Origin of the sequence: Limosilactobacillus reuteri subsp. simiae (assembly GCF_020784875.1) — a bacterium.
GTDB classification, from domain to species: domain Bacteria; phylum Bacillota; class Bacilli; order Lactobacillales; family Lactobacillaceae; genus Limosilactobacillus; species Limosilactobacillus reuteri_H.
The window spans coordinates 1-25,770 of sequence record NZ_JAJGUI010000112.1 but is presented as its reverse complement, the minus strand read 5'-3'; the positions used below and the strand labels follow the sequence as shown (position 1 = coordinate 25,770).

The window sequence follows — 25,770 nt, the reverse complement described above, 5'->3', positions numbered from 1 at the left end:
TGCTCCTCCTTTTAATCGGTTTAGTAATTATTATACCAAACTAAAGAAGGTGAATAAGGTGGAGAATTAATCCACTGTCCCAAAAAACATAACAACCAACTCCAATGTAAATAACCTTCATTAAGGTTTCGCTATAACGCTGCATTGCTTGCTTAATTAGTGGAATATTACCAATTCCCTTAATGAGAATCACGATCGCAATTGAAAGGACTGCGATAAAAAGAAGTGCCTGAGTAAATTGTTGGAAGGTAAGATTCGTTAAAATTGGTAAGAAGATTGAGAGGTTACAACCAGCGCAAACTGCCAGATAGGTTATTAAGGTGGTAATAATTGGGCCGTGCTTTTCTGCATGAGTTGGGTCTTCATCGTTGTCATGCAGAGCCATGTAAATAGGCAGGATCCCTAGTATTCCTAAAATCCATTCAGGGAGGAAAATGGCGAGAGTTTTTCCTAGCAAAAAGCTGATGGTAACTAGAACAAGAAGGGCACCAAGATAGCCAATGATTACATCACGAAGGTTATACCTTTCGAGTAAAAAGATTAAGATGAAAAAGAAATCGAGGTTTACGGCAAGAAATGTGATAAAAATAATCCACCAATTCATAATTAAGTCTCCTATATATCAAATTCGATATACTTAATATATATCGAAAGTGGTATATAGTCAAACTATCCTTCAAAATAAGTATAAAGTTTCTCAGGGGTAAGAGATTTTCGTTGCTCTGCATTAAAATCTGCTTTGATTTCACCATCTTTAAGCACGATTAGACGATTTCCATACTCTAAGGCATCTTCAAGGTTATGGGTAATCATTAGGGCAGTTAAATGATCTTTAGTGATCCGTTCATTAGTAGCGTGTAATAAATTTAGACTTGTGTGCGGATCAAGAGCAGCAGTGTGTTCATCCAACAAAATAATGTCAGGTCGTTTGATTGTTGCCATCAAAAAGCTTAATGCTTGCCGTTGTCCCCCGGAAAGGGCGCCAGTAGCAGTATTCATACGATTCTCAAGACCGTTATTCATTGTTGCAGCTAGCTTGGTGAAACGGTCCATATTACTTTTGAGCTTCCGGGGAATAAGATGGCGACGTTCACCACGTTTAGTTGCTAATAGCATATTTTCAGCAACTGTCATTCGCGCAGCCGTCCCTAGTTTTGGATCCTGAAAAACACGGGATAGGAAGGCCGTTCGCTGTTCTTCTGTCGTATTGGTAATATCTTGTCCATTATGCAAAATTTTTCCTTCGTCAGCGTGCAGGTTTCCGCCGATGACATTAAAAAGGGTCGATTTACCAGCACCATTCGTTCCAACGATCGTAATGAAGTCTCCCTCATTAATTTTAAGGTTTAAGCCTTTAAGAATAGTTGTTTCACTCGATGTGCCCTTATTAACAATGGTTTTGACACCTTGTAATTCCAAAATAGGTTTATTCATGAGGCCGGACTCCTTTCAAAATTGGCTTTTTAAGGTGAATACGTTCTTCAAGTTGTGGCAACATCATGCAGATTGCAAGGACAACTGAGGAGATAAGGTTGAGGTCGTTGGCGGAGAAACCAAGTTGTAGGACGGCAAGTAAGATGATTCGGTAAATAATACTACCAAGAGTAACGGCTACAAGTCGCTGGTTAAGCGTTAATTCACCAAAGGCTACTTCACCAATAATGATTGAGGCAAGGGCGATAACAATCGTTCCAATCCCCATATTAATATCAGCGTATCCATTATTTTGAGCAATCAACGCACCACAAAGTCCAACGATCCCATTTGATACCATTAGGCCGATGATGACCATTGTGTCGGTATGAATCCCGAATGATTTTGCCATCACAGGATTATCACCAGTTGCGATAAAAGCCTGCCCATAGTCAGTTGAAAGGAAGAAGACCAGGATTACGGTAATAATCGCAATCGTAACTATTCCTAAGAAGACACTGTCAAAGTATTGGGGCAGACTTCGCATGAATTCACCGCTAAAGAGAGTCTTTTGACCAAGCAACGAAACATTTGATTTACCCATAATGCGGAGGTTAACGGAGTAGGCGGCGGTCATAGTTAGAATTCCGGCTAATAAGCTTGGGATTTTTCCTTTAGTGTAGAGCAATCCGGTGATCAAACCGGCGAGCATTCCAGCACCAATTGCAATTAAAGTTGCCAGAAAGGGGTTAATGCCATGTGTGATTGCAGCAACAGCACTAGCAGCACCAAGAGGGAAAGTTCCTTCAACAGTCATATCAGCAAAATCAAGAATTCTAAAAGTCAGGTAAAGGCCAAGACCAAGTAAAGCCCATAATAGTCCTTGACCGATTGACGATACGATTAGATTCATTTGTAAACCTCTCCTTTCGTTTCTGCATCCTTTTCAAATTGAGCAGGAATTTGTAAGTTAAGTTTTCGAGCCTGCTTAATGTTGAGAACAGGAGTCCCATGTTTCATGTACTCAATCGGAGTATCAGCTGGTTTTGACTTGCCTTTGAGGATTGCAACCGTCATCTTTGCACCTTGGACACCCAAAGCACGTTGGTTAACACTGTAAGTTGCAACGCCACCTTGCTTAACCATTGTGTCAGTTGCCGGGAAGACTGGTTTGTTAGCAGCATCGGCATTCTTAACTAAAGTTTGCATTGCCCCAGCGATCGTATTATCTGTTGGTACAATTACTGCATCAACCTGGCTAAGCATTTGTTCGGAAACCTGGTTTAAGTCATTACTGTTGGCAATTGAATAGGCCTTCAAGTTAATATTCATCTTACGACATTCACGCTTGATTTGGTGGTAACCGGCTACTGCTGAAGCATCACTTGAAGTGTAGATGACTCCCAGTGTTTTCATTCGCGGCATGAATTGCTTGATCAAATTGAGTTGTTCGCGAATTGGTGCTTGGTCAGATACTCCGGTGATATTGCCACCAGGGTGTTGATTATTTTTAACTAGTCCAGCTGCTTTTGGATCAGTAACAGCACCAAGTACAATTGGTGTTTTGGTAGTAGAATTAGCTAATGCTTGAGCAGCCGGGGTCGTAATTCCAAAAAGAACAGTTGAGTTATCATCAACGAGTTTTGAAGCCATTGTTTTAAGATTACTTTGGTCACCATTCGCATTTTGATACTCAATCTTGATATTTTTACCGTTGTGGTAACCTTCCTTTGCTAATTCATCAACATATCCTTTATAAATTTCATCTAATGCTGGGTGGTGCATCAAGGTTAACACACCAACCTTTGGAATTCGTTGCTTAGTTACGAATCCATTGTTTTCTCTAAAGAATGCGAAACAAAGGAAAGCGATAATAATTGCAATTAAACTATACATTCTTTTCATCTAAAATCTCACCTCACAAAATAATAAAAAACGAGAGCCCACATGACGGACCCTCGCTTTTTGAAAGGCAAAATAAAAGTCCGCATGTGGATCCATGCGGACTGAAATGAACATCAAACTCAGCCGGCACAGATGCAATCTGTTCTTCAGGTCGCATCCATGACGAAACAACCTGAATTACCGGCTTTGCCAACGAGTATTAACGTTGATAGTTTGATATACGTTCATTATACTTACTCCCTACTTAATTAATTGTTGTTAAGTATAACCAATGATAATAAAGCTGTCAATATAATTATTAAAATTTGCTAAGAAAAAAGAGTAAGGTAGAAGAAAATCCTCTATCTTACTCAATGATTATGCTATTCGTATCCTAGTTCATGCTGATGTAGAAACTAGGAGTGTAGTAATTGATGTTACCAGTTTGAACGTTTTGACCTGGTGTAGGAGCTTGGATGTAACCACCATTACCAGTAGCGATTGCAACGTGGTAAGGAGCACTATCTGGACCCCAGAAGTAAAGGTCACCACTTTGAGCGTTTTGGATATCACTGTGGTGGGCACCAAGGTTAGTTTGTTGGTAAGTAGTCCGGTAGTTTGAACCAAGACCATATGCATATTGAACTAAGCCTGAGCAGTCAAATCCGCCTGGTTGGTTACCACCCCAAACGTATGGAGTACCAATTTGTGCTTGAGCAACAGCAACCGCATTAGCAGTAGAACCATTACCTTGGCCAGCAGCAGTTGAAGTTGCTGGAGTAGCAGTTACAGCAGCAGTACTTTGAACAGTAGTGTTGCTTTGTGGAGTAGCAACTGCTTCAGTAGCAGCGTATGTAGTTTGTGTTGGAGCTGCAGTGTTAGTAGTTGTTGTTAAAGTAGTAACGTTGTTGTTAGTATTTGCAGCACTAGTTTGAGCAACGCTAATAGTAGCAGAAGCAGCACTTACTTGGGCTGGAGCTTGGGATACAGCACTAACTTGAGCAGCAGTGTTGTTATCAGAAGCAGCAGATACGACTGTTGTTGGTTGTGCTTGGTCGGCTACGTTGCTTGCGTTTGTGGTAGAAACAGCTGGTGTAGTTGATGCAGCGGTTGTTTCAGTAGTTTCAACGGCTGCTTGACTAGCAGTAGCGTTATCAGTTGCAGTAGGTGCAGCAACAGTTGCGGCAGCAGAAGCAGCACTGATAGCAGAAGATGGGATAACTAATTGTTGACCAACGTAAATTACGTTAGGGTCAGCTAATTGGTTAGCAGTAGAAATTGAATCAACAGTAGTAGCGTATTGTTGAGCAAATCCCCATACTGTATCTCCTGATTGTACTTGAACTTGTGTGTCAGCACTTGCAGTGTTAGCAACAGCTAATGCACCAGCAGCACCTAAGGCAGCAGCAAGGACTTTTGACATTGTTTTTTTCTTAGCGATAATTATTCACTCCTGAATTATTATTTGTTTTTCTTTTATGCATGCAACTAATTTGTGCACTCTTTTACTATATGATGATATTGTGAAGAAGATATGAAAAATATCTTAAGGGTGGCGGTTGTTACATAATTGTTAAATTGCTGTAATAATTTTCTCTTCAAATTATTGGAATAAAGATTCTCCATACGCGACAAAGCGCTATGACTGTGAACAATAGAAATATAACGTGGAACTAGCTTCGCGTCGTCACAAGGCTCGAGTGCCGTGCTAATTAGCGTTCTAGCTTAGCCCACCGCCTTGTCGAGGAGATTATTTTCTACTCTTCTTTATTAGCCGAAATATTCTTTATACATGTCGATTAAATCAACTGGTGATTTTGTTTGAAGCAAGCCAGCAATATCTTTAATATCGTTCGTACTCAATGAATCAGGGTCAGACTCCCATAGCATAAGCAAGTTAATAATTGTGTTTACGTAAATCGTTTTGATAAATGTAAAAGGCATGATTGAACGGCTAGCAATCTTGATATTTCCAAATAAATAAGGAACTCGTGCGTCGAATTCATCGTTTGCTAGTTTAACAATCATTTGTAAAAAGCGAATATCGCCATTGTCAGAAAGCAATCGTGATAAATAAACCTTATGCTCATTGCAATAAGCGATTGTTTTGTCGAACGCCGTATTAGCTAGGTTCCTAATCTCATCACTTTTTGGAAGATACCCCAAATCACTTAATTTCTTCCGGTCTTGGCTTAATGCTTGTTTTAGTCCAGCTAGTAACTCATTTTCAATTTCTCGTAGCAGCTCGTGCTTATTTTGATAGTAATTATAAAAAGTCTTCTTACTAATCTCTGCTGCGTTAACAATATCAGTTGTTGTACTCTCAGATAATCGTTTTGTCGATAAAGTTATTATGAACCCCTCTTTTATTCTGCTTTGTGTAGTGATTTTCCTTATATCCATTCCAATCTTCAGCTCCTTAATTAATTATCTTAAGCAAGTGGCTCTGTCCATAGTATAAAAGATATGTGACAACTTAATATAGAAAATACACCAACTGTATACAACTTATATTATTGAGGTTACTTTTCTACTCATGGGACATAATCCTCGAAATCTATTAACTCGACAAAATTTAATTGCTACAATACGAGCGGATTGAAGTAATACTTTGTGAAAAAGAGGGATAGCATGAAAAAACGATATCTTATCAGGATAATTGAAGTCTTATTTATCATGGTTATATGGACAATTAATTACGGTAGCATTACTTTTCGACCCCCTAATAATAATTCGAAAAGCAATACCAAAATTCTCCCAAGTAGTAATAGTACTCAAAGTGAGCACAAGTTACGCAATCTGGGATATGGCTTGCTGATTGTTTCTGTGTCAGAGATAGTTCAGCTAATCAATGATAAAAGACATCATCTATACCGCTAATGCATAATCTTCCCAAAACTTCGAAATGTTTAATTATAATTGCGTTATTTTTACTAGGTGTTCTTCAATTCAATTACGCGAGATTGGAAGTGATGTGCGAAACAGTTCTGCTTAATAATTATCATCCGCAACTTCAAGCAGCAAAGATACGGATGGCAGATGCTCGAAATAGTTGGCCCAATGTTAAATATCTAAACCTTTTTAATGTTATTAGCCAATATCGACATTCAACTGCTACTTATATGGGCGCAGTAATAATCCCGTCCCTCCAAATGAATGTACCCCTAGCAGCTTATACAGCTGATGATGTCTATACTTTAGGCGCAGGCATGTTAGTACCGCATTCTTTTGAAGAAAGTAATGAATTTATTATTGGCGCTCATAATATTGGATACTCTAGTACTGCCCTATTTACGCCACTTACTTCTCATAGATTAATAGGCAGGACTGTTTTAGTTACTAATGGCAAAAGCGTCAAGGAATATACAATAACTGCAACTAAAGTAATTATGCCGTCGCAAGTAGATATAGTATTTAAGAACGCTCCTAATCATCTTATCTTGTTAACATGCACTGATAACAATAAGAAAAGATTGCTAGTTAAATGTGAGTTTAAAAATGAATATTCAATAAAACATCTTCAATCAGGGATAAAAAAAGAAGTCAAAAAGAAATATCGACTTCATAATATTTAATTTTAGATTTAGGGGTTATTTAGAGAAAATAAAGGGGGGTGAGCACAATGTATGTGCATGTTATTTATATGTCTATTTCAGGCAATGTTAGGAGATTTGTGGAACGTCTCCAACAATACGCATTACAGCAACATTGTATTAATGAAGATAGTCCGCTGATTTCTCTTTCAGAAATTCGCAAAGATACTTCACCAATTGAATTAAGAAGTAACTTTTTTGTGATCTTGCCTACGTACACTGTTACTTTTGCTCAACATTGGATAGAAATTTTGACGACACCCATGCATCATCACTTAAAAACACATAATAATTATGAAAAATGCTTAGGTTTTATTGGCGCTGGTGATGCATCAAGCGGAATGTATGCCATTACGGCCCGAGCCTATGCAAGTCATTATAAAATACCATTTTTAACAGCTTTTGAATCCCGTGGAACAGAAAATGATGTTGAACGAATTTATGCATTAATCAAGCTTCAAGTGATTCAAAAAGTTTATGGTTAGAAAAAGCACTTCATGAAGGCTGCATCATGAAGTGCTTTTTTCTCCCTCATAAATTAAGGAGATATTGTTAAGGTATCTACATTGGCATATGGTATTATGACTAGATACAATTATTCTTTCCGAGAAAGGAACTATTATGACGATAATGATAAGCTTCAAAAGGAAATAAAAGAGCTTAGAAGCGATTTGAAGTGCCCTACAATTGTTAGACAAGAAATCTAATGATTATGAGGCGCTTTTTTGTAAATATGATTACTTATGTATTTTAGATTATTTATTTTTAAGTCTATGTTTCTCATGATTATAGCCATTTATAAAACTTATGACTTCTTGCATTCTATTTCCAGAAATTAAGTTTAAAAGTACAAATGGTAATTTCGGATAAAATCTAAATTTTTTGCTAATTTGATAATCTTCGTATGCCTGATGTTTTCCCATTTGAAAGTCAGATAAGTTTTTTAAATCCTTAATTTTAGAGGGGTTGGAATTGTTTGATTTAGAAGTGTAATCTTGAGAGTATAAGCCGTGTTCATAATTATGCTTAATCATATCGTGAAGTTGGAATAGTAACATTTTGAGAGTACCTCATCTTTATTTAGTATTTTGAATTGGGTTCTATCTAAACATATATTTCTGAAAAATATTCATTAGTCCGATCATTATGAATACTAAAGTTCCTAAATAATTATTAGAATCATTTCGAATGATTACCATAATTGCAATAATGATAATCAAAATTCCAAAAAATATTTTACCAATTAAAGAAAATTTTTGACTGTTTTTGTATCCTTTTTGTCTGTACATTTGTTTACTTATTCCTAAAAAGAACGGTTTTACATGCTCGCCATAAAGAATAGCTATTCCAAAAGTAATTAAAAAGGAAAATGTACAAAAATTAACGATGAGAGAATTATAATCCACTAGATAATTTGTCAGTAAGAAAAATAATCCCTCCATTATGAAGAATAATCCCTTAAAAACACTAAAAGCATTATAAGCCTTTCCTTGATCTAAATATTTTTTCAAATCTTTGTCTCCTTTAAGCAAAGCGTCAATTGAGATTTTATATATGTCACTAATCTTAACGAGTGTGTCTAAATCGGGATAACTTTTTCCTTGCTCCCAGTTGGAAATTGTTTGCCGAGTGACATGTAATTTTTCGGCAATTTCAGCTTGAGTAAAGCCTAAATTATTGCGTTGTTTTTTAATATAGTTTCCGAATTCCATTATGGTACTCCTGTGTTTTTGGATGAGTATATGAAATTTATCAAGCAAAAACTAGCAAAGGTTTGTTGCATGCTTGTTATATCAATAGTTTTGGTAAATAACTTACTTGCTGGAATTATCCCAATAAATTGAAGCTCGGGTCTAAAATATGATAGTATGGATAGCAGTTTTAGCTCGTAATAAGTAAGAAAAAGAGGAGAGAATAGAATGGCAGTATTAGATGTTGAAGGCTTGACAATGAGCTATGCCGATAAAAAGCTCTATGAAGATGCCAGCTTTCAACTAGAAAAGCATGAACATATGGGGATTGTCGGACAAAATGGTGCCGGAAAGAGTACCTTGATTAAAATCCTGATTGGGAAAACTCTCCCAGTTGATGGCACTATTAAATGGCAAAAAGGGGTCAAAATTGGATACTTAGACCAGTATGTAGATATTCCAGCGGGGATGACATTGATTGACTTCCTCCATACTGCTTTTACGGAACTTTATCAGCTTAATGACCAGATGAATAAACTTTATGCGGATTATGCAGAAAAGATGGATGATGAGCTCCTCACCAAAGCAGGCCGAATCCAAGAAAAACTTGATGCTAATAACTTCTATGAAATTGAAACGGAAGTAGAGCGGGTAATGAATGGTTTGGGATTAACTGATATCGGTAAGGATCATGTTGTCTCTGAGATGAGTGGGGGACAACGGTCAAAGATTATTCTTGCGAAGATGCTATTGGAAAATCCAGATGTCATCTTACTAGACGAACCGACAAACTACCTTGATACAGCTCACATTGAATGGTTAATCGACTATCTTAATGATTTTGATGGTGCCGCAATGATCATCTCTCATGACTATGACTTCCTTGAACAAGTTACGAATACCATTTGTGATGTGTCATTTGGTAAAATTACTAAATACCGCGGAAGCTTCCAACAAGCGATGCGTCAAAAGGAAGAGCGCAAGGAAGCTCAAGAACGAGAATACGAAAAACAACAAGTAGTCATTGAAAAGGCGCAACGGTTTATTCGGAAAAACAAGGCCGGTTCAAAATCGACTATGGCTAAATCGCGGGAAAAGATGCTTGCGCGAATGAAGAAAATTGATCCACCTGAAGATAATCTAAAAGCAACTTTCCATTTTCCATATGAAAATACTGGATCAGCGAATGCGCTACGGGTAGAAAAATTATCAGTTGGTTATAATCGACCATTACTAGCGCCAGTAACTTTCTCGATGACAATGGGTGAAAAATTATTGTTCACTGGATTTAACGGGGTTGGTAAGTCGACTTTGATTAAATCAATTTTAAAGAAAATTCCAGCGTTGGGCGGAACCGCAACCTTCTCCCCATCGGCTCGGATAAATTACTTTGATCAAGATTTGGAGTGGGATGACCCAACCCTTACACCATTGCAAACAATTCAAAATATGTTCCCAACGATGCAGCCACGGACGATTCGGACAAAACTTGCGCGTGCCGGAATCAACGCCGCCAACACGATGAAGGAAATGAACCTTTTATCAGGGGGCGAGCAGACGAAAGTTAAGTTGGCAATCCTTGAGTTAACCCCATGTAATTTTCTTATCATGGATGAACCGACAAACCACCTAGATGACGAGACTAAGGAAGGATTGAAGAAAGCCCTGCAAGATTTCCCGGGAAATTTAATTTTAGTTAGTCACGAACAAGGATTCTTTGAAGGATGGCTTGATAAGATCCTTAACGTTGAAAAACTTAGCTTGAAATAGAAATATATGAGACAATGAATTCAAAAAGGAGGGGAAACGAGTGCCCTATTCACTTTCTGAAATCATTGTCTTATTTTTTACCTATTCATTTATTGGCTGGTTATGGGAAACTTGCTACTGCTCGATTAAGGACCATCATTTTGCCTACCGGGGATTTTTATTTGGTCCTTATTGTCCAGTATATGGATTTGCCGTTACGACGATTTTGATTACTACCTATCCGTTCCAAGATAATATTTTTCTGCTATTCGTAGTAGGGTTTATTGTGGCTTCGATCTTTGAGTATGTAGCAAGCTGGCTGCTCGAAAAACTTTTTCATATGAAGTTATGGGACTATTCGCATCTAAAAGGAAACATTCAAGGAAGAGTTGCTCCCCAAATTTCATTTTTCTGGGGGATTGGCGTTGTCTTGCTGGTTAAGTTTGTTCAGCCATTTATTCAGCGGATTGTTAACTGGGAAGAATCATGGACTCACGGGATGCTTGCCCTAATTATCGTCCTCGTGATGGGAACTGACACTATCCTCAGCGTTATTAGTGTGGAAAAATTCCATATTACAACTCAGCAATGGGATGAACGAGCAGCCGCTTATCGAAAGAAACTGCTGAATCGACTTGAAAAAGCGGCTCCTAAGGATAAATTGGCAATTAAAGATCACCTTCAAGATTGGCAACGGCATTTTGCTCAACATCTAAACAAAGAGGGAGTTGGCAAGCAATTGAGTTGGAATCATCGCCGGCTAATCAAGAGCTTCCCTAAATTGAAGATGACTGATAGTAAATACTTTAATAACTATAAAAATGAGCTTAAAAGTAAATAAGATCATTGTAAATTCTCGCTTTCTCATGGTGAAGTGGTTATAATAGCGTCAAATTCATAAAAAGGAAAGACACATCATGAAAAGAGAAACAAAAATCATTTGTGGAAGTGTGCTTGCGTTTTTGATTATTTTATTTGGGATTGTGGCGATTATTATCCACGAATCTCCCCAAATTCAACGTGAGACCCACCCAACAGATATAACCGTCAATGAATTTGTTCGGCAAATTGCACCAGCTGCTCAACGTGAACAGAAGAAATATCATATTCCAGCTAGCATTACGATTGCGCAAGCAGGACTTGAATCTAACTGGGGTCGGAGCCGGTTAGCAAATAAATACAATAACTTATTTGGAATTAAAGCTAATAGTGACGATGAAAAGGTGCAAATGTATACTACTGAAAATATTCGGGGTAAAAATGTTCAAGTAAAACAATACTTTACAGTTTACAATAGCTGGGCTGATTCAATTAATGCGCACACATTACTCATTGTAAATGGAACGGCTGATAATCATGCGCGTTTCCATGGGGTACAAACAGCGAAAACTTATCAACAGGCAGCTTACGAACTACAGCGGAATGGTTACGCAACCGATCCAGATTATGCCAGCAAACTGATCTATGCGATTAAGAAGTTTAATCTTGCCCAATACGATAATGTTAAATAATAATTTAAAAGCGTGGGAAACGACTCTTGTAATGAGCCATTTCTCACGCTTTTTAACCTATAAGACACTTATTAATGTACTTCGCTTTGCATACTGGTGGAAGCAACCCGTTGATGACGGTACCAGTGAACTAAGAGACCAAGGACTAAGCCGACAAGTGCTGGAACAAGCCAGGATAGTCCCATACTTGCAAGTGGTAAGTTATTTCGCAAAGCGGCAACAGATAACCCAAATGAACTTTGGCTAACAACCGCTGGGAAGGCAACAACCATATCACCGAGAGCTGGTACAACGGTGAAAAGGACCACGAAGAAGTAGACAACGCCATCACGCTTAAATAGTGGTGATGTAACAGATAAAAGGATAAGTACCATTGATAATGGGTAAAGGAACATTAACATTGGTGTTGACCAAGCGATGATTTGATCTAAGCCGAAATTAGCAGTAAGGAAAGAGGCAAGACAACTAAGTGCAAGCCATGCATGATAGCTAACCTTTGGAAAGTGCTTATGGAAGTCTTGAGCAAAAGCAGCGACTAAACCAACAGCCGTCGTTAAACAAGTAACAGTTAATAAGAATGCTAGTACAACTTGTCCGAATGCACCGGCATAAGCATTAACTAATTGGTTAAAGGCAACTCCACCATCTGGGGAAACTTTGAAACGGCCAAGAGACATTGCGCCAAGAAGGATTAGTAATAAGTAGATAAAAGCAACCGCACCCATTGAGAGGACACCAGCTTTTGCAACGACTTTGGATACATCTTTTGCTGACCGTTGTCCCATAGAACGAACGGCGGTTACCACTGTTACCCCAAAAGCAAGACCGGCAAGAGCATCCATAGTGTTGTACCCTTCAAGGAACCCGTTAGTGAGTGCACCGTGAACATAAGCACTAGTTGTAGGTGCAGTAGCAGGGTTACCAAGCGGACGAGCGAAACCGACAACAAAGACAAGGAATAAAAGGGCTAAGAAGACGGGATTTAATACTTTTCCGATGTTAGCTAAGATATCATTTTCCCGATATGAGAAGAGGAAGGCTGCCCCGAAGAATAATGCTGAGAATAATAACAAGGCAAGGGATTGATATTGTTTATCAACGAATGGGGCAAGACCAACTGTGAATGAGACAGTGGCAGTCCGTGGGGTACCGAATAATGGGCCGATCGTAGCGTGGATAAGAACCATGAATACTAAGGCGAAACCAACGCCAAGCGGACGACCGATATCAAAGACCCCTTCTGCACGCGTAACAGCAACGGCGAGAACTGATAGAAGTGGTAAAAGAACTCCAGTAATCAGAAAGCCAACTGCAGCTGGTCCCCAATGACTACCAGCTAATTGACCAAGGTGTAACGGGAAAATCAAGTTTCCGGCCCCAAAGAATAAACCGAAAAGCAATGATGCAACAACTAAATAGTTTTTGAATGTTAACTTGCGCGATGTTAAATCTTGCATGTTTTCTCCTCCTAATCTGATCCCAACAAAAAAGTCCCTTAGCCAAACTGGCTAAGGGACGCTGAGCGTGGTACCACCCTATCATTGTACTGCTATTGCTAACAATACCTCACACGTACGGCCATAATGGCGATACGCTGACACGATAATGGGTGTAACCACTACAGCTTACTGGTATTTAAGCTGTAGACTCGAAAGTGATTTTCAATTAGAGTTGAAACTGTCTCCTCACACCAAACGAGACTCGCTGAAGCTATCGTCTAACATACTCTTCTTTCTCATTGCGATCGAATAATTAAATTGTTGTCATTAATATTAACCCATTTCTCATAAAAGTCAACAGTAAATTAAAATTTATTTATAGTTTTTTAAATCTTCGCTGCTTTCAGCGTATGCAGGATCACCATTTAATGCCCGGGCAATGGCTCGCTCAACAGCAGTATTAGAAGTAACATTTGCAATGGCGAGTGGCTTCTCATAACGTTTAGCGTGATGGTTGGCGAGTTGACTAATCCGATGGTGAATTGCATCGATGCAGATAATCACAAAGTCCGCATCCCGAATTTCACGTTTTAATTTACTGCTGGAAACTTTTTCTTCTGCAGATGCGTCTAATCCGCGGAACAGACCGTGGTGTTTATCAACGACTGGTTTAAGACCCTTAACCTTGCTGCGGATTCCGGTAATAACAAGTACCTTTCGTTGGTGAAGGTCATAATCAAGTTTCTTTTCATAATCATGACGAGGATTAGCAGGCTTTTTAACAACTTTTGGTTTAGCTGGTTGCTTGGTTGTATCATAATCTTGCTTTTCATGAATCCAGCGAATTGCGCCATCTTTGGCATCAGTTAGGCCATTTCCTCGATCATAGTAGGCAAAATCAATAACCATTCCAGGCTTAATATCGCGGCCCGGGTACTTAAAAGGATCAATTACGATGGTATTTTCTGGCGCTTCGTCAACGATTGAATTACCCTTAATTGTTTTACTCAGTTGAAGGACATCAGAACCGGGCACGCGCTTTAATTCACCATATTCAATCACATTGACTTTTTCGGGAGTGTAATCGCTAAGGTGGTCACCGGTAATCCGCCGAATAACTGGAAGGCCGCGGACTTTTTGCTCATAGTCTAGTTGGGCAATGTCCCCATCCTCAACGGGAAACGGTAATGTATGCAGAATTGCTTCCGGGTAGTAACGATGGTTAATCTCGGCTCCACTTAATTTCCGGTGTACTAAGTAGCGATTGTCAGCTGCTAGGCGTTCTTCTTCGGTGATTTCTTTTGGTGCTTCAACTGAAGGAGATGCAACTGGGCTTGTTATTGATGTTGGCTTTTCTTCATCATTAGCTGGACCGGTAAGCAGTGACTTTAATGTTTTACGTGCTTGCGGAGGCAACTCGTTTGACGATTGAATTTTACGTTGAACAAACCGTAGTGCATTTTGTTTAACAGGTTTGCTTTCCTGATAATGATTTAAAATATTAAGAATGGTGGTAAGACTTCGCTGTGTCTGCAGTAAGCTTTGTGGATCATCAGCGGTATTATTTAAGAGGTCAATTAATTCTTGACGATAATCATAAACTTCCATATTGCTTTCCTTTCTTAAAATAAGTTATTAATTTCAATGATAGCAGTTCGTTAGCGTGATGTCAGTAATTAAGTGTGGTTTAGCCGATTTTCTACGGTATAATAAGAAACAAAATTAGAATTGCGAGGATCGAAAATGGCACAACGGTTAATAAAACTATTTTCCCACAATGATTTAGATGGATTCGGGGCTCCATTATTATTAAAAACACTACAACCAGTAATGTTTGAAGACACAGAATTTGATATGATAAACTGTGGCGCTGGACGAATTGATGAAGAATTAAGTCGATGGATGCAAACAGCAGAAGTAGGGCGCTTTACAGATGTTTACATCATGGATATGACACCGGATAGCGACTATACATTTAAGCTATTGAATGAACGGTTCGCTAATCATTGGCTTGTATTTGACCATCATGAAAGCGAAGCGGAACTACGACAAAAGTATGCGGCCAATAGTATCGTACCTGCTGATCCAGCAATTAACCCAAGTGCGACAAGCTTAGTGTGGGATTGGTTAAAACAACAATCGTCTTTTGCAAAGGTTGATGAACAACGGCAAAAGGATCTTACTTATCTTGTGGAATTGATTCGGGCATATGACACTTGGGATTGGCAAAATGATCCAGAGATGGATGAGCAGGAACGAATTGATGCTGATAATTTTGATCAACTCTTTTGGTTTTATCCCCTCCAAGATTCAGAAGAGTTTGTTCAAAATGTTTTTAATACCGGCTGGCAGCAATATCAGGAAGAAAATCGGCTGTTGATTCGGACCTTAAACGAACGGCGGGCTAAATACCTTAAGAGTCATTTGAAAGATGTTTTAATTACGGATATCGATGATCATAAATTTGGGGTCGTATATGCAAGTGATTATAAGTCTGAAATTGCCCACGAATTATTAGTGCAACATCCAGAAGTCGACGCGGCTTTGGTAGTCAGTCCGGTTAGCGTGTCACTTCGAAGCAACGGAAAGTTAGATGTGGCTAAATTTGCTGAAAAATACTTTAATGGTGGCGGTCATGCTGATGCAGCAGGTGGCCGGTTAACGGTTAATCCGATTGAAGTTGGTGAACAAGCAGTCATTGATGACCTTAAGCAAACGATCACCAATCAGCAAAATGAACAAAAATCAAATGAAAGTACGCTTGCCGATAATCTTGATCCCGAAGTAGCAGCAAAGATGGCAGCTTTGTTTGGGAAGAAGTAAGGTAGAGTAGAAAAATGGAAAAAGATCTGAAGAGATTATTATCAGCTCCAGAAAATCAATATTTTGATCGAAAAGCAGCTGAGTACGATTTATGGAAGTTAGCTAATATTCTAGTATCGTTTGCTAATGCAGATGGCGGAACAGTTGCTATTGGTATTAAGGATAGAAAATTTGAAGGGATTAATCACCTAGACAACCATAAAATTAATGATTTTCTTCAAGTGGGCTATGATCTCATTAAGCCTGCTTTGCGGATTAAGTCTGAATTTCGGGAAATTGAAATTAATGGTAAAGAGAATCGCATTTTGCTGTTAAGTGTGCCTTCGAGCAGCGAATATGTTTTTGCTAATTCAAAGGATGAGGTTTATCTGCGAATTGGTGATGAGAGTAAGAAACTGACATATAAAGAAATCGAAAGTCTCCATTATAGTAAAGGAATTAGGTCATATGAACAAGAAACAGTTGAGATGGCAATATTAGAAGATTTAAATTCAGACCTACTTGAGGAATATAAAGAGTTAAATCATTTTGATGGGGAGAACCTTTGGAAATTGCTGTTTTCACGCGGTTTTGCTAATCGAATAATGAACTCTGATGGTCCATCTTATAAATTAAATGTATCTGGTGTTTTGATGTTTGCAGATACGCCTGACACTTTTATTCCAGGAGCGCGGATAAGATTTATTCGTTATGGTGGCACACAGGCTGGTGTCGGCGAGGACTTAGATGTTATTAAGGAAGAGATGATTGAGGGGCCGTTGCCGTTAATTATTGATCGTGCTGATAAGATAGTACAGACGCAATTACGTGAATTTACATCATTAAATGTCGAAACTGGGAAATTTGAGACTGTTCCCGAGTATCCTAAGGGAACTTGGCTAGAGGGAATTGTGAATGCGGTCGCGCACCGAGCTTATAATTTGAATGGGGATGATATTAGAATTGTGATGTATGATGATCGAATCATAATTCATAGTCCGGGGAATCTCCCCTCAATTGTTACAGTTGATAATATCAGAACTACTCACTATTCGAGAAATCCTAATATTGCCAGAGGTTTAGTTCTCTTTGGCTGGGTAAGGGAGTTTGGCGAAGGTGTCGACCGGATGTACAAAAATATGGAAAAATATTTTCTTGATGATCCTGAATATATTGTTACTGAAAATTCAACTGAATTGATCTTAAGAAATAATATTGTCATGCGAAATTCGAGAAAAAAAGAAGAGATTAGTCGCTTGATTGACTATGATTTAGCTAAGCTTCCTTATGCAGAGAGAGCGGCTTTGATCTATGCCTATGAACATGAGAAGTTGAAGCCTAAGGATTTGATAAATTCTAATGCTAAACTTCAACCTTCAACTGCTAGGAAAGCGTTGAAAAAATTGATGTCATTAAATTTGATTGAACGACATGCAGATACACCTACTTCCCCGAATGCTTACTATACTTTGAAAAGTAGATAGCTATAGATAGTTGTAGATAGTTATAGATAGCTGTAAATAGTTATAGATAGCTGTAGATAGTTATAGATAGTTATAGATAGCTATAGATAGTTATAAAAAAAGCCCCTCACGATTGAGGAGCTTTTTTAGTTAGCTGATTAACCACGGATTAGGGATACGGCCAACTTTAACAAAGTAGTCAATAAAAAGGTCGGTCAGCTGTGGTGAGACTCTGAGGGGATGATGTGAGTTTGGCGTAACAGGGCGGATATTGAGACTTATTTCTGGTAATTCCGCTTCTTGAAGATTGATTTGCCACTTAATATAGTAAGTAGTATCGGTTGGTAAGCTCATGAGTAACTGTAAGTCATGAGTAATTATTGTTAGTTCACGGCAGCTATGTTCCAATTGGATAAGTTGTTCTTGAGTTACCTGGTTTTGAGCTAACAAAAAGTGTTTCTGGTGATCTTGCCAGGCAGCTTGTAATAGTTTGTTGAGAAGTGGAATAATTTGTTCTTGCGTTAAAATCATATAAAATAACTCCTTTGAATTTATTCAAAGGTTTTAACGAGGCGATTAGCCTCGAATAGTAACAGCCCCAATCTATTTTTAGATTGGGGCTGTTACGTTTAAATAATTATTTTGTATATTTAAGGATATTTAAAAATGAATCAGTCAATTCAATTGCTATTTTCGGATCTTTTGATTTTAACTCAAAGCACAGTTGATCAACTTTATAATAATTATTTTGAGTTTCAGAAGGCTCATTATTATTAAAATTTGTGTTTTCAAGTAGTTGTGTTATTGGAATTTGCAAAGCGTTCGCAATCCGCCTCAGAGATTTTAAACTTACATTTTGGTCATTGGTTCGTTCAAGTCGTGAAATGAAGTTAACGGAGAGTCCGCTAAGTTCAGCCAAGCGTTCTTGTGTTACCCCAAGATGCTTTCGAATTGCTCTCATGTTGTCCCCAATATCTGCGATAACAGTCACCTTCTTTTTTATTAAAGATAACTGAAAAATTAACTTGATATAACGACTTTCAAAAATAGTTTTAGATGCTAATAACTATTTATTAATGCATATGTGTACAAATAAATAGTTATCACTATTAAAATATAATTGCATAATACATTCTTTTAAAAATTTTTTGCTTATCGTTAATAGTGAACACCCGTGAAGGATAAGTGTAAATATTAAGCGATAAATATAAAAGTTATCCAGTTGAAAACTGTTAATATAGTGGTATTTTAAAAAACGGATTATGTTAATTATTTTATATAAAAATAGGAGGAAATAGTTAGGGAGGATTTTGTCATGAAAAGAATCTTGGCAGTGACCGCTTCTGTAGCTGTTGCGTTGTCACTAGTGGCTTGTAGAAATAGCTCAAGATCCACAAGTAATGAAAGTAGTGTGAGTTCTTCAAAAAGAGTAGTTAAACATCATGAAAAGAAGAATTCAAATAGCAGTAGTTCAAGTAGTGTTAGTTCTACTGTGTCGTCAAGTAGTAGTGAGACTGATACATCATCTACTAACACCGAACAAAGTGCTCTGGCAAATGATGCACAAAGTAACAGTTCGAGTTCAGATAGTCAGTCGGTTAATGCGGAGAGTACGTCAGTAGATGATGAAGGAAATACACACCACATTACAATGTCTGGACAAGTAGTCGATGGTCATCAACTTGGAACTGACATCGTGACTACTCCGGATGGTCAATCAAGAAGATACGAATTTGACAAGGCTATTGATGATTAAATTGGGGGATTTTTTAAGATGGAAAATAAAGTACATTATAAATTATTTAAGAATGGTAAGTTTTTGTGCACAATGGCATTATCTACAGTTGCGGTATTAACAACATTTGGGGCTACCAATGTTCATGCTGATGCCACACCAGTTCAGAATAACACCGAACAAAGCGAACAAACTAGTCAGAGCACATATCAGCAAAAAGCTTCACAAAATGAACAACAATTATTAGATTTAGCATCTGCTAATGCTACTAAGGAAGCTAATGCTGCTAACTCGTACGCACAAGCAAACCAACAAGAAAATATAACTAAAAAAGTAACTCCTTACGCTCAGACTGTAATAACAAATGATAAAAATTCATCAGATTTAACTGATATTCAACGCAATAATGCTTTAAATATTAATAATTCAGGTACTGCATCTACCGCAATCATTAATCCATCATCTGATAATAGCGATTCAGTTGAACAGCCAGCACAAAATGTTGCTGTCGGTTATTTACCCAATTCAGATGCAGAAATTGGCAAGAATTATTATTTACCATATGGTGAAGACTGGAAAGATGATCAAAATTCTGACGCTAATCGCTTGAATTACTTACAATTAGGTGCATATAATGTCACTCAAGATACATTACCAAATGTTCCTAAATCTGCAATGCCAACCGATGTTGATCAAATACCACTAACCTTTAAGCCAGGGCTTTTAGTATACAATCCTGATACAGACAAATCTGCCAAGATTGGTCCTAATGGTTTGTCTGATGACCAGATTAAATTATTAACTTCCATGTTGTTATCTTGGTCTAACGATTTTCGTCAAGAAGTTTATCGCTTATATCCAGAGTTATATACCAAATTAACTAAAACTGATTTGCGACAAGGAGACAGTAACCTTCCACTTCCCGTTATTAACACTGATCGTTCACAGGCACTAGGTGATGCTATTGCTAAATTACGTGAAGAAAACAATTTAGACAATGATACGCATACTGCTGTAGCGTTAAATGATCAAGTTAATGCTCTTTTTAACCAATATGGATTTACAACAGATAAATTAGCTAATACCGTAAAAAATATATTTAAAGGCGATAATACTTACAAAAATAATTTTTCTGATATTGTCAGCAATGTTTCATTTACTGGCGAAGCATTACCTTCAGAAGATCTTGAAACAATGGATGCACAGAATGGAACATTACTTAATTATGCCGTTAATTTATATAATATGACACAGGCTATGTATTGGTCTGAAACTTTACGACTAGGTGGTCATGCAGTATCTGCTCTTTATAATTCTAATCATGCATTAGCTATTTCATTTCAAAAATTAAACAAAGTCAATGACGCTAATGGTGCGACAAAAGAAAAATATCCGGCTTATGCAGTTACCTCTAATTGGATCGGCATTGGGTATTATGTCTTAAATAATAATCTTGAAGGTAAGTTACATAATTTTGAACTTAATTTGCCTAACTATTATTCACAAATTTATGGAACTGAAATTGACAATCCTGAATTTGACCAAATCAAGAACGAACAATTACCACAACTTGTTAAAAAGACCGCTTCTAATAAAACAGCAGCGTTAACACATGGACAATTATTAAATCTTAGTGATTATCAAATGCCGTTAACGTCTACTGAAAAGAACAATAATGCCATCAATAAAGCATACCAATTTACGTTTAATTCTGATAGCAATTTAAATACAGATAATGTATTAACAATGCGTTATACTAACCTCAATAATGCAACACTTAAATTGGAAAATGGTCAATCTGTTCCAATTGATGCAATTGAATATCATTTCAGTAATATTGTTCCAATTAATAGTAATCAAAAGGTAGCTATTCGCCTATATGACACGCCAAACGGATTTAGTACAACTAATATTAAATCAATCGACATGACACCTTCTTACTTCACAAAGGATCAAAATGGCGATTATCAACAAATTGATCCTACTAACGGTGTCGTATATGTCACAAATTTAAGTACCAAATATGTATCATTAGCAAAGACACCAAAATTAACTGGTAAAATCATTTTTCCTGCCAATACGCCATTGCTAGATGCTAAATCAGTTATCGAAAATTATACTGACTATCCTAATGCTAAATTCAAATGGGCAGATAACAATATCCCAGTATTAGGTCAAACTAGTAAAGACTTAATTGTTGACTTCTTAAATGGTGATAGTGAAACGATTAAAGTTCCAATTACTGTTTTACCGATGAACAAATTCTATCAGCCACAGTTGCAATTAAAGAAGCAACAAAGTTACCAATATAATGAATTGCCAACGCCTGATAGCTTTATTACTAATGCTAATATTTTGCCATCAGGTGCTGAAATTACTTTTGACAAATTAGGAACACCTAATGCAACATCAAAATCAAAGAATCAATTAGCCGTTATTAAAATTGCTTATCCTGACGGAACTGTCGGCTATAATACAGTAACCCTTAATTTGAACTTAATGGCCAGTCAATATGTAATTGTTGGTAAAAGTATAGTATCAAATTATGGAGTATTGCCTAATGCATCATCAGCCCTCGATGCTTCTCGATCTTATTTGCCAGAAAGCGACAAATATACTGTTTCATGGGTTGAACCGATTGATACCAGCAAGACAGGATTCTCGATGTATCATATTAAAGTTACGTTTACTGATGGCTCAAGTTTAGTAACGTCTGCTGGGGTAACTATTAATAAGCCAAGTTCAGCTAACTATAATTTATCACTTGATCCTATGAAACGAGCTACTGCTGGAGAAGAAGAACCTGCTAGCTATTTTGTGACTGCTGGCCTACCAGGCGGAACAAAATATGAATGGGTCAAAGCACCGGACTTTAATACACAAGGAACACAAAATGTTACGATTAAAGCAACATTCCCTGATGGCTCAACAAAAACGGTTTCTGGATCAATTGAAGTTGGTTTCAATTTTGGTGTTATGGCTGCTAGTGACCCAATTACAACTAAAGCGGATAATTCGACCGAACCAGCTTATCAAACATTAGACTTGACTGATTATTGGAATCGTGTCAAGAATCAAACTTTTACTGTTAATAATAATAGTCAAAATCAAGTAGCTTTCTTGAGTAATTTAACAGTTACCCCATCAACTGACAACATTATTAATGAACCTTATCAATTACCTGATAATATGGCTTTAACTAATCGTTATAATGCGGATCATACAGCTTTAGATACTAATGTTTCTGCCAATAACGATGATTCATTAATTGCAATTAATGGAAATACTACTATTAATAATAACAATACGTCTGATTCAGTATACTCTTCAAACAATGGTGTAATTGCTGTCAAGTTTGATGGTAACAATCCAGTGCTTCATTTTACAATTAATGGTGACGATGCTTCTAATGAAACGCCATACTTTGGACTATCAACTGTTGCAAATGACAATTGGTCACAATCCTTAGCAACTCAACCGGCAATTGGCAATATTACAACAACGTTAAAACGATACATTACGATTGTCAATCCAGATGGAACTAAACAAGTTGTTGAACAAAACGCAAATTCGGTTTCTACTAAATCTGGATACTTATGGACGCCGACAACTTTTGATGCATATAACGCTCCTACAATTGCAGGATATGTAGCAACTCCAGTAAACTCAGCTATTGCAGATCATACTATAAGTGATACAGTTTTATATTATCCTGCTAAGGAAGCTGTAACAGTTAATTACAAATTTGTTGACTCTAAAGGGAACATCCTTGGGAAATCTAGTTTTGTGGGTCCAAATGGTTCAACTCAAGCAATTAATTTACAATTGCCACAAGGATATCAGCTTAGTGGTAACACGAAGGTTCCGACATCATTAAGCTTTATTAAGGATCAAACTATTCAATTACCAATAGAACCTATTTCTAAACCTGCCACAATAATTCTTCAGTACGTAACAGTTAACGGTAAGGTAATTGCTCAATCTACATTGAAGGGAAATAAAGTTGGCGATACAATCCAACTTAATTTCAAGATTCCACGTGGTTATCGATTAGCAAAAGGCGCATACGAATTCAATAATAAAGTTAAAATTAATAATCAAACTGAGACGTTAGCTCAGATAGTTGAAAAGATTCCAGAACAAGGACAGACAATATATCAACTTTTTGATCGAAATGACCAATTAATTAAGACGGTAACTCTCAGTGGTCCAGTAAATAGTGAAGTTTCTTTTGCCAATCGAGTTAATGTTTCGGATAACTACATGACTTCCGAACTTCCTAAACAAGTGGTTATTGATAATAAAACACATAAAGTTGTTTTAGATTTTAATCCTACTAAATTAACTACTACCACTTATACTTTTAACGATGTGACGAATAATGACAAAGTAATAGGTACAGCATTTACCTTGAGTGGATTAAAAGGTTCAACTCAAAATATTGCTTTGAAGGTTCCTGACGGATACAAGTTAAGTAATAATCAGAAGATACCAACATTAATTACTCTTGATGGTCAAAAGCATCAGATTTTAGTTGAGCCAACTAAACAACCCATAACTGATCAACAAGTAACCATGTTTATTCGCTTCGTTGATAAAGATGGGAACGTCATTGGTAAAACATTATCTGTTTCTGGAAAGCTAGGATCACAGGTCCCTGTAAATCTACAAGTTCCTGAACATTATAAATTAAATTCAGTTGCTCTCCCTACAACGGTGCAGATTAAGCAAGGTAATTTTGACTTACCAGTATCCTTAAAATCATCTATATTATTAGTTCATTTGATTTCAGATGATGGCAAAATTAATTTAACTCGAAAGTTTGAAGGATTAGAAGGAAATAGAGTACGATGTGATTATCAATTGCCATCAGGGTATCAATTTGCGAATGGACAATCAGTGCCGACATCATTTGTATTAGGAGATAAAGATACAGAAATAACATTTGAATTGACAAAATCTAATAGTCAAAATGGACAAAAGATAGTTAATCTGGTTGATGCTTTTTCAGGAAAAATAATTGAGTCATATACTATTTTTGGTAAATTAAATGAAACAAAGAAATTTACTCCTAAATTACCAACTAGCTATAAATTAGTTTCTAAAGCACCTAATACAATTATTTTTGATAATCGAACATTATTGCTTAAAGTAGGTCAACCAGTAACTAATACACTTCAAATCGTTGATAATAATGGAAACGTATTAAGTTCTCAAAGTTTATCGGGATATGTGGGTGAAAAGAAGAAGACTAATTTAAGACTGCCTGACAACTATAAGTTATTGAAGGATATTCCTGAATTGTTTACGTTACGACTTGCGAAGATTATTAAATATCAAGCTGTACTAAGTGAAAATAGTACTCAAACAGACAAAGGTAATACCTCTAATGTCGGTGATATAAAGAATATTCAGAATCAAATGAATATTAACATTCAAAATAGTTTTGATAATTCTATGAATAGGAATCAAATTGATAACAATCTTTCACAAATAGGAATTGACCAAAAATTGCCTTCTTTAGGTAAATCTACAGTTGACTTGAATAAGGTAAATAGCGTAAATACTAATGTAAATATTAAAGCTCAGCCAAAGCAAGCCAAATTACCACAAACTGGTAACTCCCAATCATTAGTATTAGTAGCCCTTGGAACACTAACTTCAATGTTTGGTTTTGGCCTGATGCGTAAGCGCCGTTATTAGAAAGATGAGATTAGATGGGAAGTTTTGTTAAAAATAATAGGAAGTTATTGGTTGTAGTAGTGGCAATAGTTTGTCTTGTAATAGGAGTTACGGTAAGTCATCATATTTATGAACAGCATCGTGATGAGCAAGCTGCCGCTGAAATTTCTAAAGCATGTAAGAAGACGCCATCAATGAAGGGACTTTTTAGTAAGTTTCAAATTGCCGGTGTCAATACTCATGAAAAAGTACTAGATCTGCAAATGAATGAAGAACTGAGCAACCAACTTAAATCAAATATTAACGCGTATATTGAAGATAATATTTCTGTGATTACGCGAATGTTTGGTGATCCAACCCGTCATGAAGATGGTGAAGGAAACCTAATCGTTACAGGCGATGAGGTAGAACCAGTTTGCGATACGATTGCTTCTGATAAAAAGTTCGTTAACGATTTTGGGGATGGCTGGAAAATTAGAATATATAATGCACAAGAAAAATTAGTATATATTTATTCTGATGATAAGTTTTTGGACAAACCCGAAGTCCATTTAGATTCTGTGATTGCTAAAGGTAAGCAAGAACACGATGATAATGCAGTCAAGTTAACTGAAGCCGCCTTGAACGCGGTGGGTAATAATAAAGAATAAAACTAAATCCGGTGAAGGCATCGATGTCGTCACCGGATTTTTTTGGATATCTGTCAACTGGTATGGTTGACTAAAAATACTTCCTACGAAAATGTAGGGGGTATTTTTTTTACGAAAAAATACAATCGATTCTTAAAAAGAAAAATTTTTGATTGGCA

Annotated in this window: 22 protein-coding genes and 1 other annotated feature; of the genes, 10 read left to right on the top strand and 12 right to left on the bottom strand. The window is 37.0% G+C overall.

The window, feature by feature from the left end; translation table 11 throughout:
• Positions 1 to 40 precede the first annotated feature (40 nt).
• The 6 genes from LMC10_RS08230 to LMC10_RS08205 all read right to left on the bottom strand — a co-directional run bounded on the left by LMC10_RS08230 (position 41) and on the right by LMC10_RS08205 (position 5,700).
• Positions 41 to 604 carry a cadmium resistance transporter gene (locus tag LMC10_RS08230; RefSeq protein WP_229269496.1) on the bottom strand — a complete coding sequence of 188 codons (564 nt, stop codon included), beginning with the start codon at positions 602 to 604 and terminating at the stop codon, positions 41 to 43.
• Positions 605 to 669: 65 nt separating this feature from the next.
• Entirely contained in the window at positions 670 to 1,434 is a 765-nt protein-coding gene (locus LMC10_RS08225; RefSeq protein WP_003669785.1) for an ABC transporter ATP-binding protein, read from the bottom strand.
• Positions 1,427 to 2,326 carry an ABC transporter permease gene (locus LMC10_RS08220; protein WP_003665032.1) on the bottom strand — a complete coding sequence of 300 codons (900 nt, stop codon included), beginning with the start codon at positions 2,324 to 2,326 and terminating at the stop codon, positions 1,427 to 1,429. The genes LMC10_RS08225 and LMC10_RS08220 overlap by 8 nt, the downstream gene beginning before the upstream one ends.
• Positions 2,323 to 3,318, bottom strand: coding sequence for a tryptophan ABC transporter substrate-binding protein (gene trpX / locus LMC10_RS08215; RefSeq protein WP_003675290.1), 996 nt, complete (start codon positions 3,316 to 3,318; stop codon positions 2,323 to 2,325). Before trpX ends, LMC10_RS08220 begins: the two co-directional genes overlap by 4 nt.
• A gap of 373 nt (positions 3,319 to 3,691) precedes the next feature.
• Entirely contained in the window at positions 3,692 to 4,720 is a 1,029-nt protein-coding gene (locus LMC10_RS08210; protein ID WP_229269495.1) for a C40 family peptidase, read from the bottom strand.
• 347 nt (positions 4,721 to 5,067) lie between these two features.
• The gene (locus LMC10_RS08205) at positions 5,068 to 5,700 is read right to left on the bottom strand and encodes a TetR/AcrR family transcriptional regulator (RefSeq protein WP_229269494.1); all 633 of its coding nucleotides are present in this window, start codon (positions 5,698 to 5,700) and stop codon (positions 5,068 to 5,070) included.
• 569 nt (positions 5,701 to 6,269) lie between these two features.
• On the opposite strand from LMC10_RS08205, the gene LMC10_RS08200 reads away from it, so the two are divergent.
• Both LMC10_RS08200 and LMC10_RS08195 read left to right on the top strand, forming a co-directional pair.
• On the top strand, positions 6,270 to 6,872 hold the full coding sequence (locus LMC10_RS08200) for a sortase (RefSeq protein WP_229269493.1): 603 nt from the start codon (positions 6,270 to 6,272) through the stop codon (positions 6,870 to 6,872).
• A gap of 47 nt (positions 6,873 to 6,919) precedes the next feature.
• Entirely contained in the window at positions 6,920 to 7,375 is a 456-nt protein-coding gene (locus LMC10_RS08195; protein ID WP_229269492.1) for a class Ib ribonucleoside-diphosphate reductase assembly flavoprotein NrdI, read from the top strand.
• Positions 7,376 to 7,645: 270 nt separating this feature from the next.
• Here LMC10_RS08195 and LMC10_RS08190 read toward each other — a convergent pair whose 3' ends face one another.
• Positions 7,646 to 7,948, bottom strand: a complete 303-nt coding sequence (locus tag LMC10_RS08190; RefSeq protein WP_019251948.1) for a hypothetical protein — start codon at positions 7,946 to 7,948, stop codon at positions 7,646 to 7,648.
• Between the two features lie 42 nt (positions 7,949 to 7,990).
• A complete protein-coding gene (locus tag LMC10_RS08185; RefSeq protein WP_229269491.1) occupies positions 7,991 to 8,602 on the bottom strand; it encodes a helix-turn-helix domain-containing protein in 612 nt (203 codons plus the stop codon).
• Positions 8,603 to 8,809: 207 nt separating this feature from the next.
• Between LMC10_RS08185 and LMC10_RS08180 the strand changes: the two genes are divergently transcribed.
• The 3 genes from LMC10_RS08180 (at position 8,810) to LMC10_RS08170 (ending at position 11,841) form a co-directional block, all read left to right on the top strand.
• Positions 8,810 to 10,351, top strand: a complete 1,542-nt coding sequence (locus LMC10_RS08180) for an ABC-F family ATP-binding cassette domain-containing protein (RefSeq protein WP_020843382.1) — start codon at positions 8,810 to 8,812, stop codon at positions 10,349 to 10,351.
• Between the two features lie 40 nt (positions 10,352 to 10,391).
• The gene (locus tag LMC10_RS08175) at positions 10,392 to 11,171 is read left to right on the top strand and encodes a putative ABC transporter permease (RefSeq protein WP_229269490.1); all 780 of its coding nucleotides are present in this window, start codon (positions 10,392 to 10,394) and stop codon (positions 11,169 to 11,171) included.
• A gap of 76 nt (positions 11,172 to 11,247) precedes the next feature.
• A complete protein-coding gene (locus tag LMC10_RS08170; protein WP_229269489.1) occupies positions 11,248 to 11,841 on the top strand; it encodes a glycoside hydrolase family 73 protein in 594 nt (197 codons plus the stop codon).
• 71 nt (positions 11,842 to 11,912) lie between these two features.
• Here LMC10_RS08170 and brnQ read toward each other — a convergent pair whose 3' ends face one another.
• Positions 11,913 to 13,298, bottom strand: coding sequence for a branched-chain amino acid transport system II carrier protein (brnQ, locus tag LMC10_RS08165; protein WP_229269488.1), 1,386 nt, complete (start codon positions 13,296 to 13,298; stop codon positions 11,913 to 11,915).
• A 51-nt stretch (positions 13,299 to 13,349) separates the two neighbouring features.
• Positions 13,350 to 13,589 (bottom strand) — a binding site (T-box leader).
• A 63-nt stretch (positions 13,590 to 13,652) separates the two neighbouring features.
• Entirely contained in the window at positions 13,653 to 14,888 is a 1,236-nt protein-coding gene (locus tag LMC10_RS08160; RefSeq protein ID WP_229269487.1) for a DUF2325 domain-containing protein, read from the bottom strand.
• Between the two features lie 135 nt (positions 14,889 to 15,023).
• Between LMC10_RS08160 and LMC10_RS08155 the strand changes: the two genes are divergently transcribed.
• Both LMC10_RS08155 and LMC10_RS08150 read left to right on the top strand, forming a co-directional pair.
• Positions 15,024 to 16,103, top strand: a complete 1,080-nt coding sequence (locus LMC10_RS08155) for a DHHA1 domain-containing protein (RefSeq protein WP_229269486.1) — start codon at positions 15,024 to 15,026, stop codon at positions 16,101 to 16,103.
• 14 nt (positions 16,104 to 16,117) lie between these two features.
• On the top strand, positions 16,118 to 17,566 hold the full coding sequence (locus tag LMC10_RS08150) for an ATP-binding protein (RefSeq protein ID WP_229269485.1): 1,449 nt from the start codon (positions 16,118 to 16,120) through the stop codon (positions 17,564 to 17,566).
• Between the two features lie 129 nt (positions 17,567 to 17,695).
• On the opposite strand, the gene LMC10_RS08145 is transcribed toward LMC10_RS08150, so the two are convergent.
• A complete protein-coding gene (locus LMC10_RS08145) occupies positions 17,696 to 18,076 on the bottom strand; it encodes a hypothetical protein (RefSeq protein ID WP_229269484.1) in 381 nt (126 codons plus the stop codon).
• Positions 18,077 to 18,182: 106 nt separating this feature from the next.
• Positions 18,183 to 18,506: a helix-turn-helix domain-containing protein gene (locus LMC10_RS08140; protein ID WP_136000713.1), complete on the bottom strand. Its 324-nt coding sequence runs from the start codon at positions 18,504 to 18,506 to the stop codon at positions 18,183 to 18,185.
• Positions 18,507 to 18,860: 354 nt separating this feature from the next.
• On the opposite strand from LMC10_RS08140, the gene LMC10_RS08135 reads away from it, so the two are divergent.
• Genes LMC10_RS08135 through LMC10_RS08125 form a run of 3 tightly spaced genes read left to right on the top strand, consistent with a single transcriptional unit; the run spans position 18,861 to position 25,612 of the window.
• A complete protein-coding gene (locus tag LMC10_RS08135; protein ID WP_229269483.1) occupies positions 18,861 to 19,301 on the top strand; it encodes a hypothetical protein in 441 nt (146 codons plus the stop codon).
• An 18-nt stretch (positions 19,302 to 19,319) separates the two neighbouring features.
• On the top strand, positions 19,320 to 24,983 hold the full coding sequence (locus LMC10_RS08130) for a Rib/alpha-like domain-containing protein (RefSeq protein WP_229269481.1): 5,664 nt from the start codon (positions 19,320 to 19,322) through the stop codon (positions 24,981 to 24,983).
• A gap of 14 nt (positions 24,984 to 24,997) precedes the next feature.
• Positions 24,998 to 25,612, top strand: coding sequence for a hypothetical protein (locus LMC10_RS08125; RefSeq protein ID WP_153705780.1), 615 nt, complete (start codon positions 24,998 to 25,000; stop codon positions 25,610 to 25,612).
• Positions 25,613 to 25,770: the final 158 nt, after the last annotated feature.

Excerpts from the sequence above, each read along its gene's own strand:
- LMC10_RS08135 (WP_229269483.1), top strand. The coding sequence starts at position 18,861 with ATGAAAAGAATCTTGGCAGTGACCGCTTCTGTAGCTGTTGCGTTGTCA.
- LMC10_RS08230 (WP_229269496.1), bottom strand. The coding sequence starts at position 604 with ATGAATTGGTGGATTATTTTTATCACATTTCTTGCCGTAAACCTCGAT.
- trpX (WP_003675290.1), bottom strand. The coding sequence starts at position 3,318 with ATGAAAAGAATGTATAGTTTAATTGCAATTATTATCGCTTTCCTTTGT.
- LMC10_RS08150 (WP_229269485.1), top strand. The coding sequence starts at position 16,118 with ATGGAAAAAGATCTGAAGAGATTATTATCAGCTCCAGAAAATCAATAT.
- LMC10_RS08225 (WP_003669785.1), bottom strand. The coding sequence starts at position 1,434 with ATGAATAAACCTATTTTGGAATTACAAGGTGTCAAAACCATTGTTAAT.
- LMC10_RS08155 (WP_229269486.1), top strand. The coding sequence starts at position 15,024 with ATGGCACAACGGTTAATAAAACTATTTTCCCACAATGATTTAGATGGA.
- LMC10_RS08210 (WP_229269495.1), bottom strand. The coding sequence starts at position 4,720 with ATGTCAAAAGTCCTTGCTGCTGCCTTAGGTGCTGCTGGTGCATTAGCT.
- LMC10_RS08185 (WP_229269491.1), bottom strand. The coding sequence starts at position 8,602 with ATGGAATTCGGAAACTATATTAAAAAACAACGCAATAATTTAGGCTTT.
- LMC10_RS08130 (WP_229269481.1), top strand. The coding sequence starts at position 19,320 with ATGGAAAATAAAGTACATTATAAATTATTTAAGAATGGTAAGTTTTTG.
- LMC10_RS08140 (WP_136000713.1), bottom strand. The coding sequence starts at position 18,506 with ATGAGAGCAATTCGAAAGCATCTTGGGGTAACACAAGAACGCTTGGCT.
- LMC10_RS08160 (WP_229269487.1), bottom strand. The coding sequence starts at position 14,888 with ATGGAAGTTTATGATTATCGTCAAGAATTAATTGACCTCTTAAATAAT.
- LMC10_RS08200 (WP_229269493.1), top strand. The coding sequence starts at position 6,270 with ATGTGCGAAACAGTTCTGCTTAATAATTATCATCCGCAACTTCAAGCA.
- LMC10_RS08125 (WP_153705780.1), top strand. The coding sequence starts at position 24,998 with ATGGGAAGTTTTGTTAAAAATAATAGGAAGTTATTGGTTGTAGTAGTG.
- LMC10_RS08170 (WP_229269489.1), top strand. The coding sequence starts at position 11,248 with ATGAAAAGAGAAACAAAAATCATTTGTGGAAGTGTGCTTGCGTTTTTG.
- LMC10_RS08145 (WP_229269484.1), bottom strand. The coding sequence starts at position 18,076 with ATGATTTTAACGCAAGAACAAATTATTCCACTTCTCAACAAACTATTA.
- LMC10_RS08195 (WP_229269492.1), top strand. The coding sequence starts at position 6,920 with ATGTATGTGCATGTTATTTATATGTCTATTTCAGGCAATGTTAGGAGA.
- LMC10_RS08190 (WP_019251948.1), bottom strand. The coding sequence starts at position 7,948 with ATGTTACTATTCCAACTTCACGATATGATTAAGCATAATTATGAACAC.
- LMC10_RS08180 (WP_020843382.1), top strand. The coding sequence starts at position 8,810 with ATGGCAGTATTAGATGTTGAAGGCTTGACAATGAGCTATGCCGATAAA.
- brnQ (WP_229269488.1), bottom strand. The coding sequence starts at position 13,298 with ATGCAAGATTTAACATCGCGCAAGTTAACATTCAAAAACTATTTAGTT.
- LMC10_RS08220 (WP_003665032.1), bottom strand. The coding sequence starts at position 2,326 with ATGAATCTAATCGTATCGTCAATCGGTCAAGGACTATTATGGGCTTTA.
- LMC10_RS08205 (WP_229269494.1), bottom strand. The coding sequence starts at position 5,700 with ATGGATATAAGGAAAATCACTACACAAAGCAGAATAAAAGAGGGGTTC.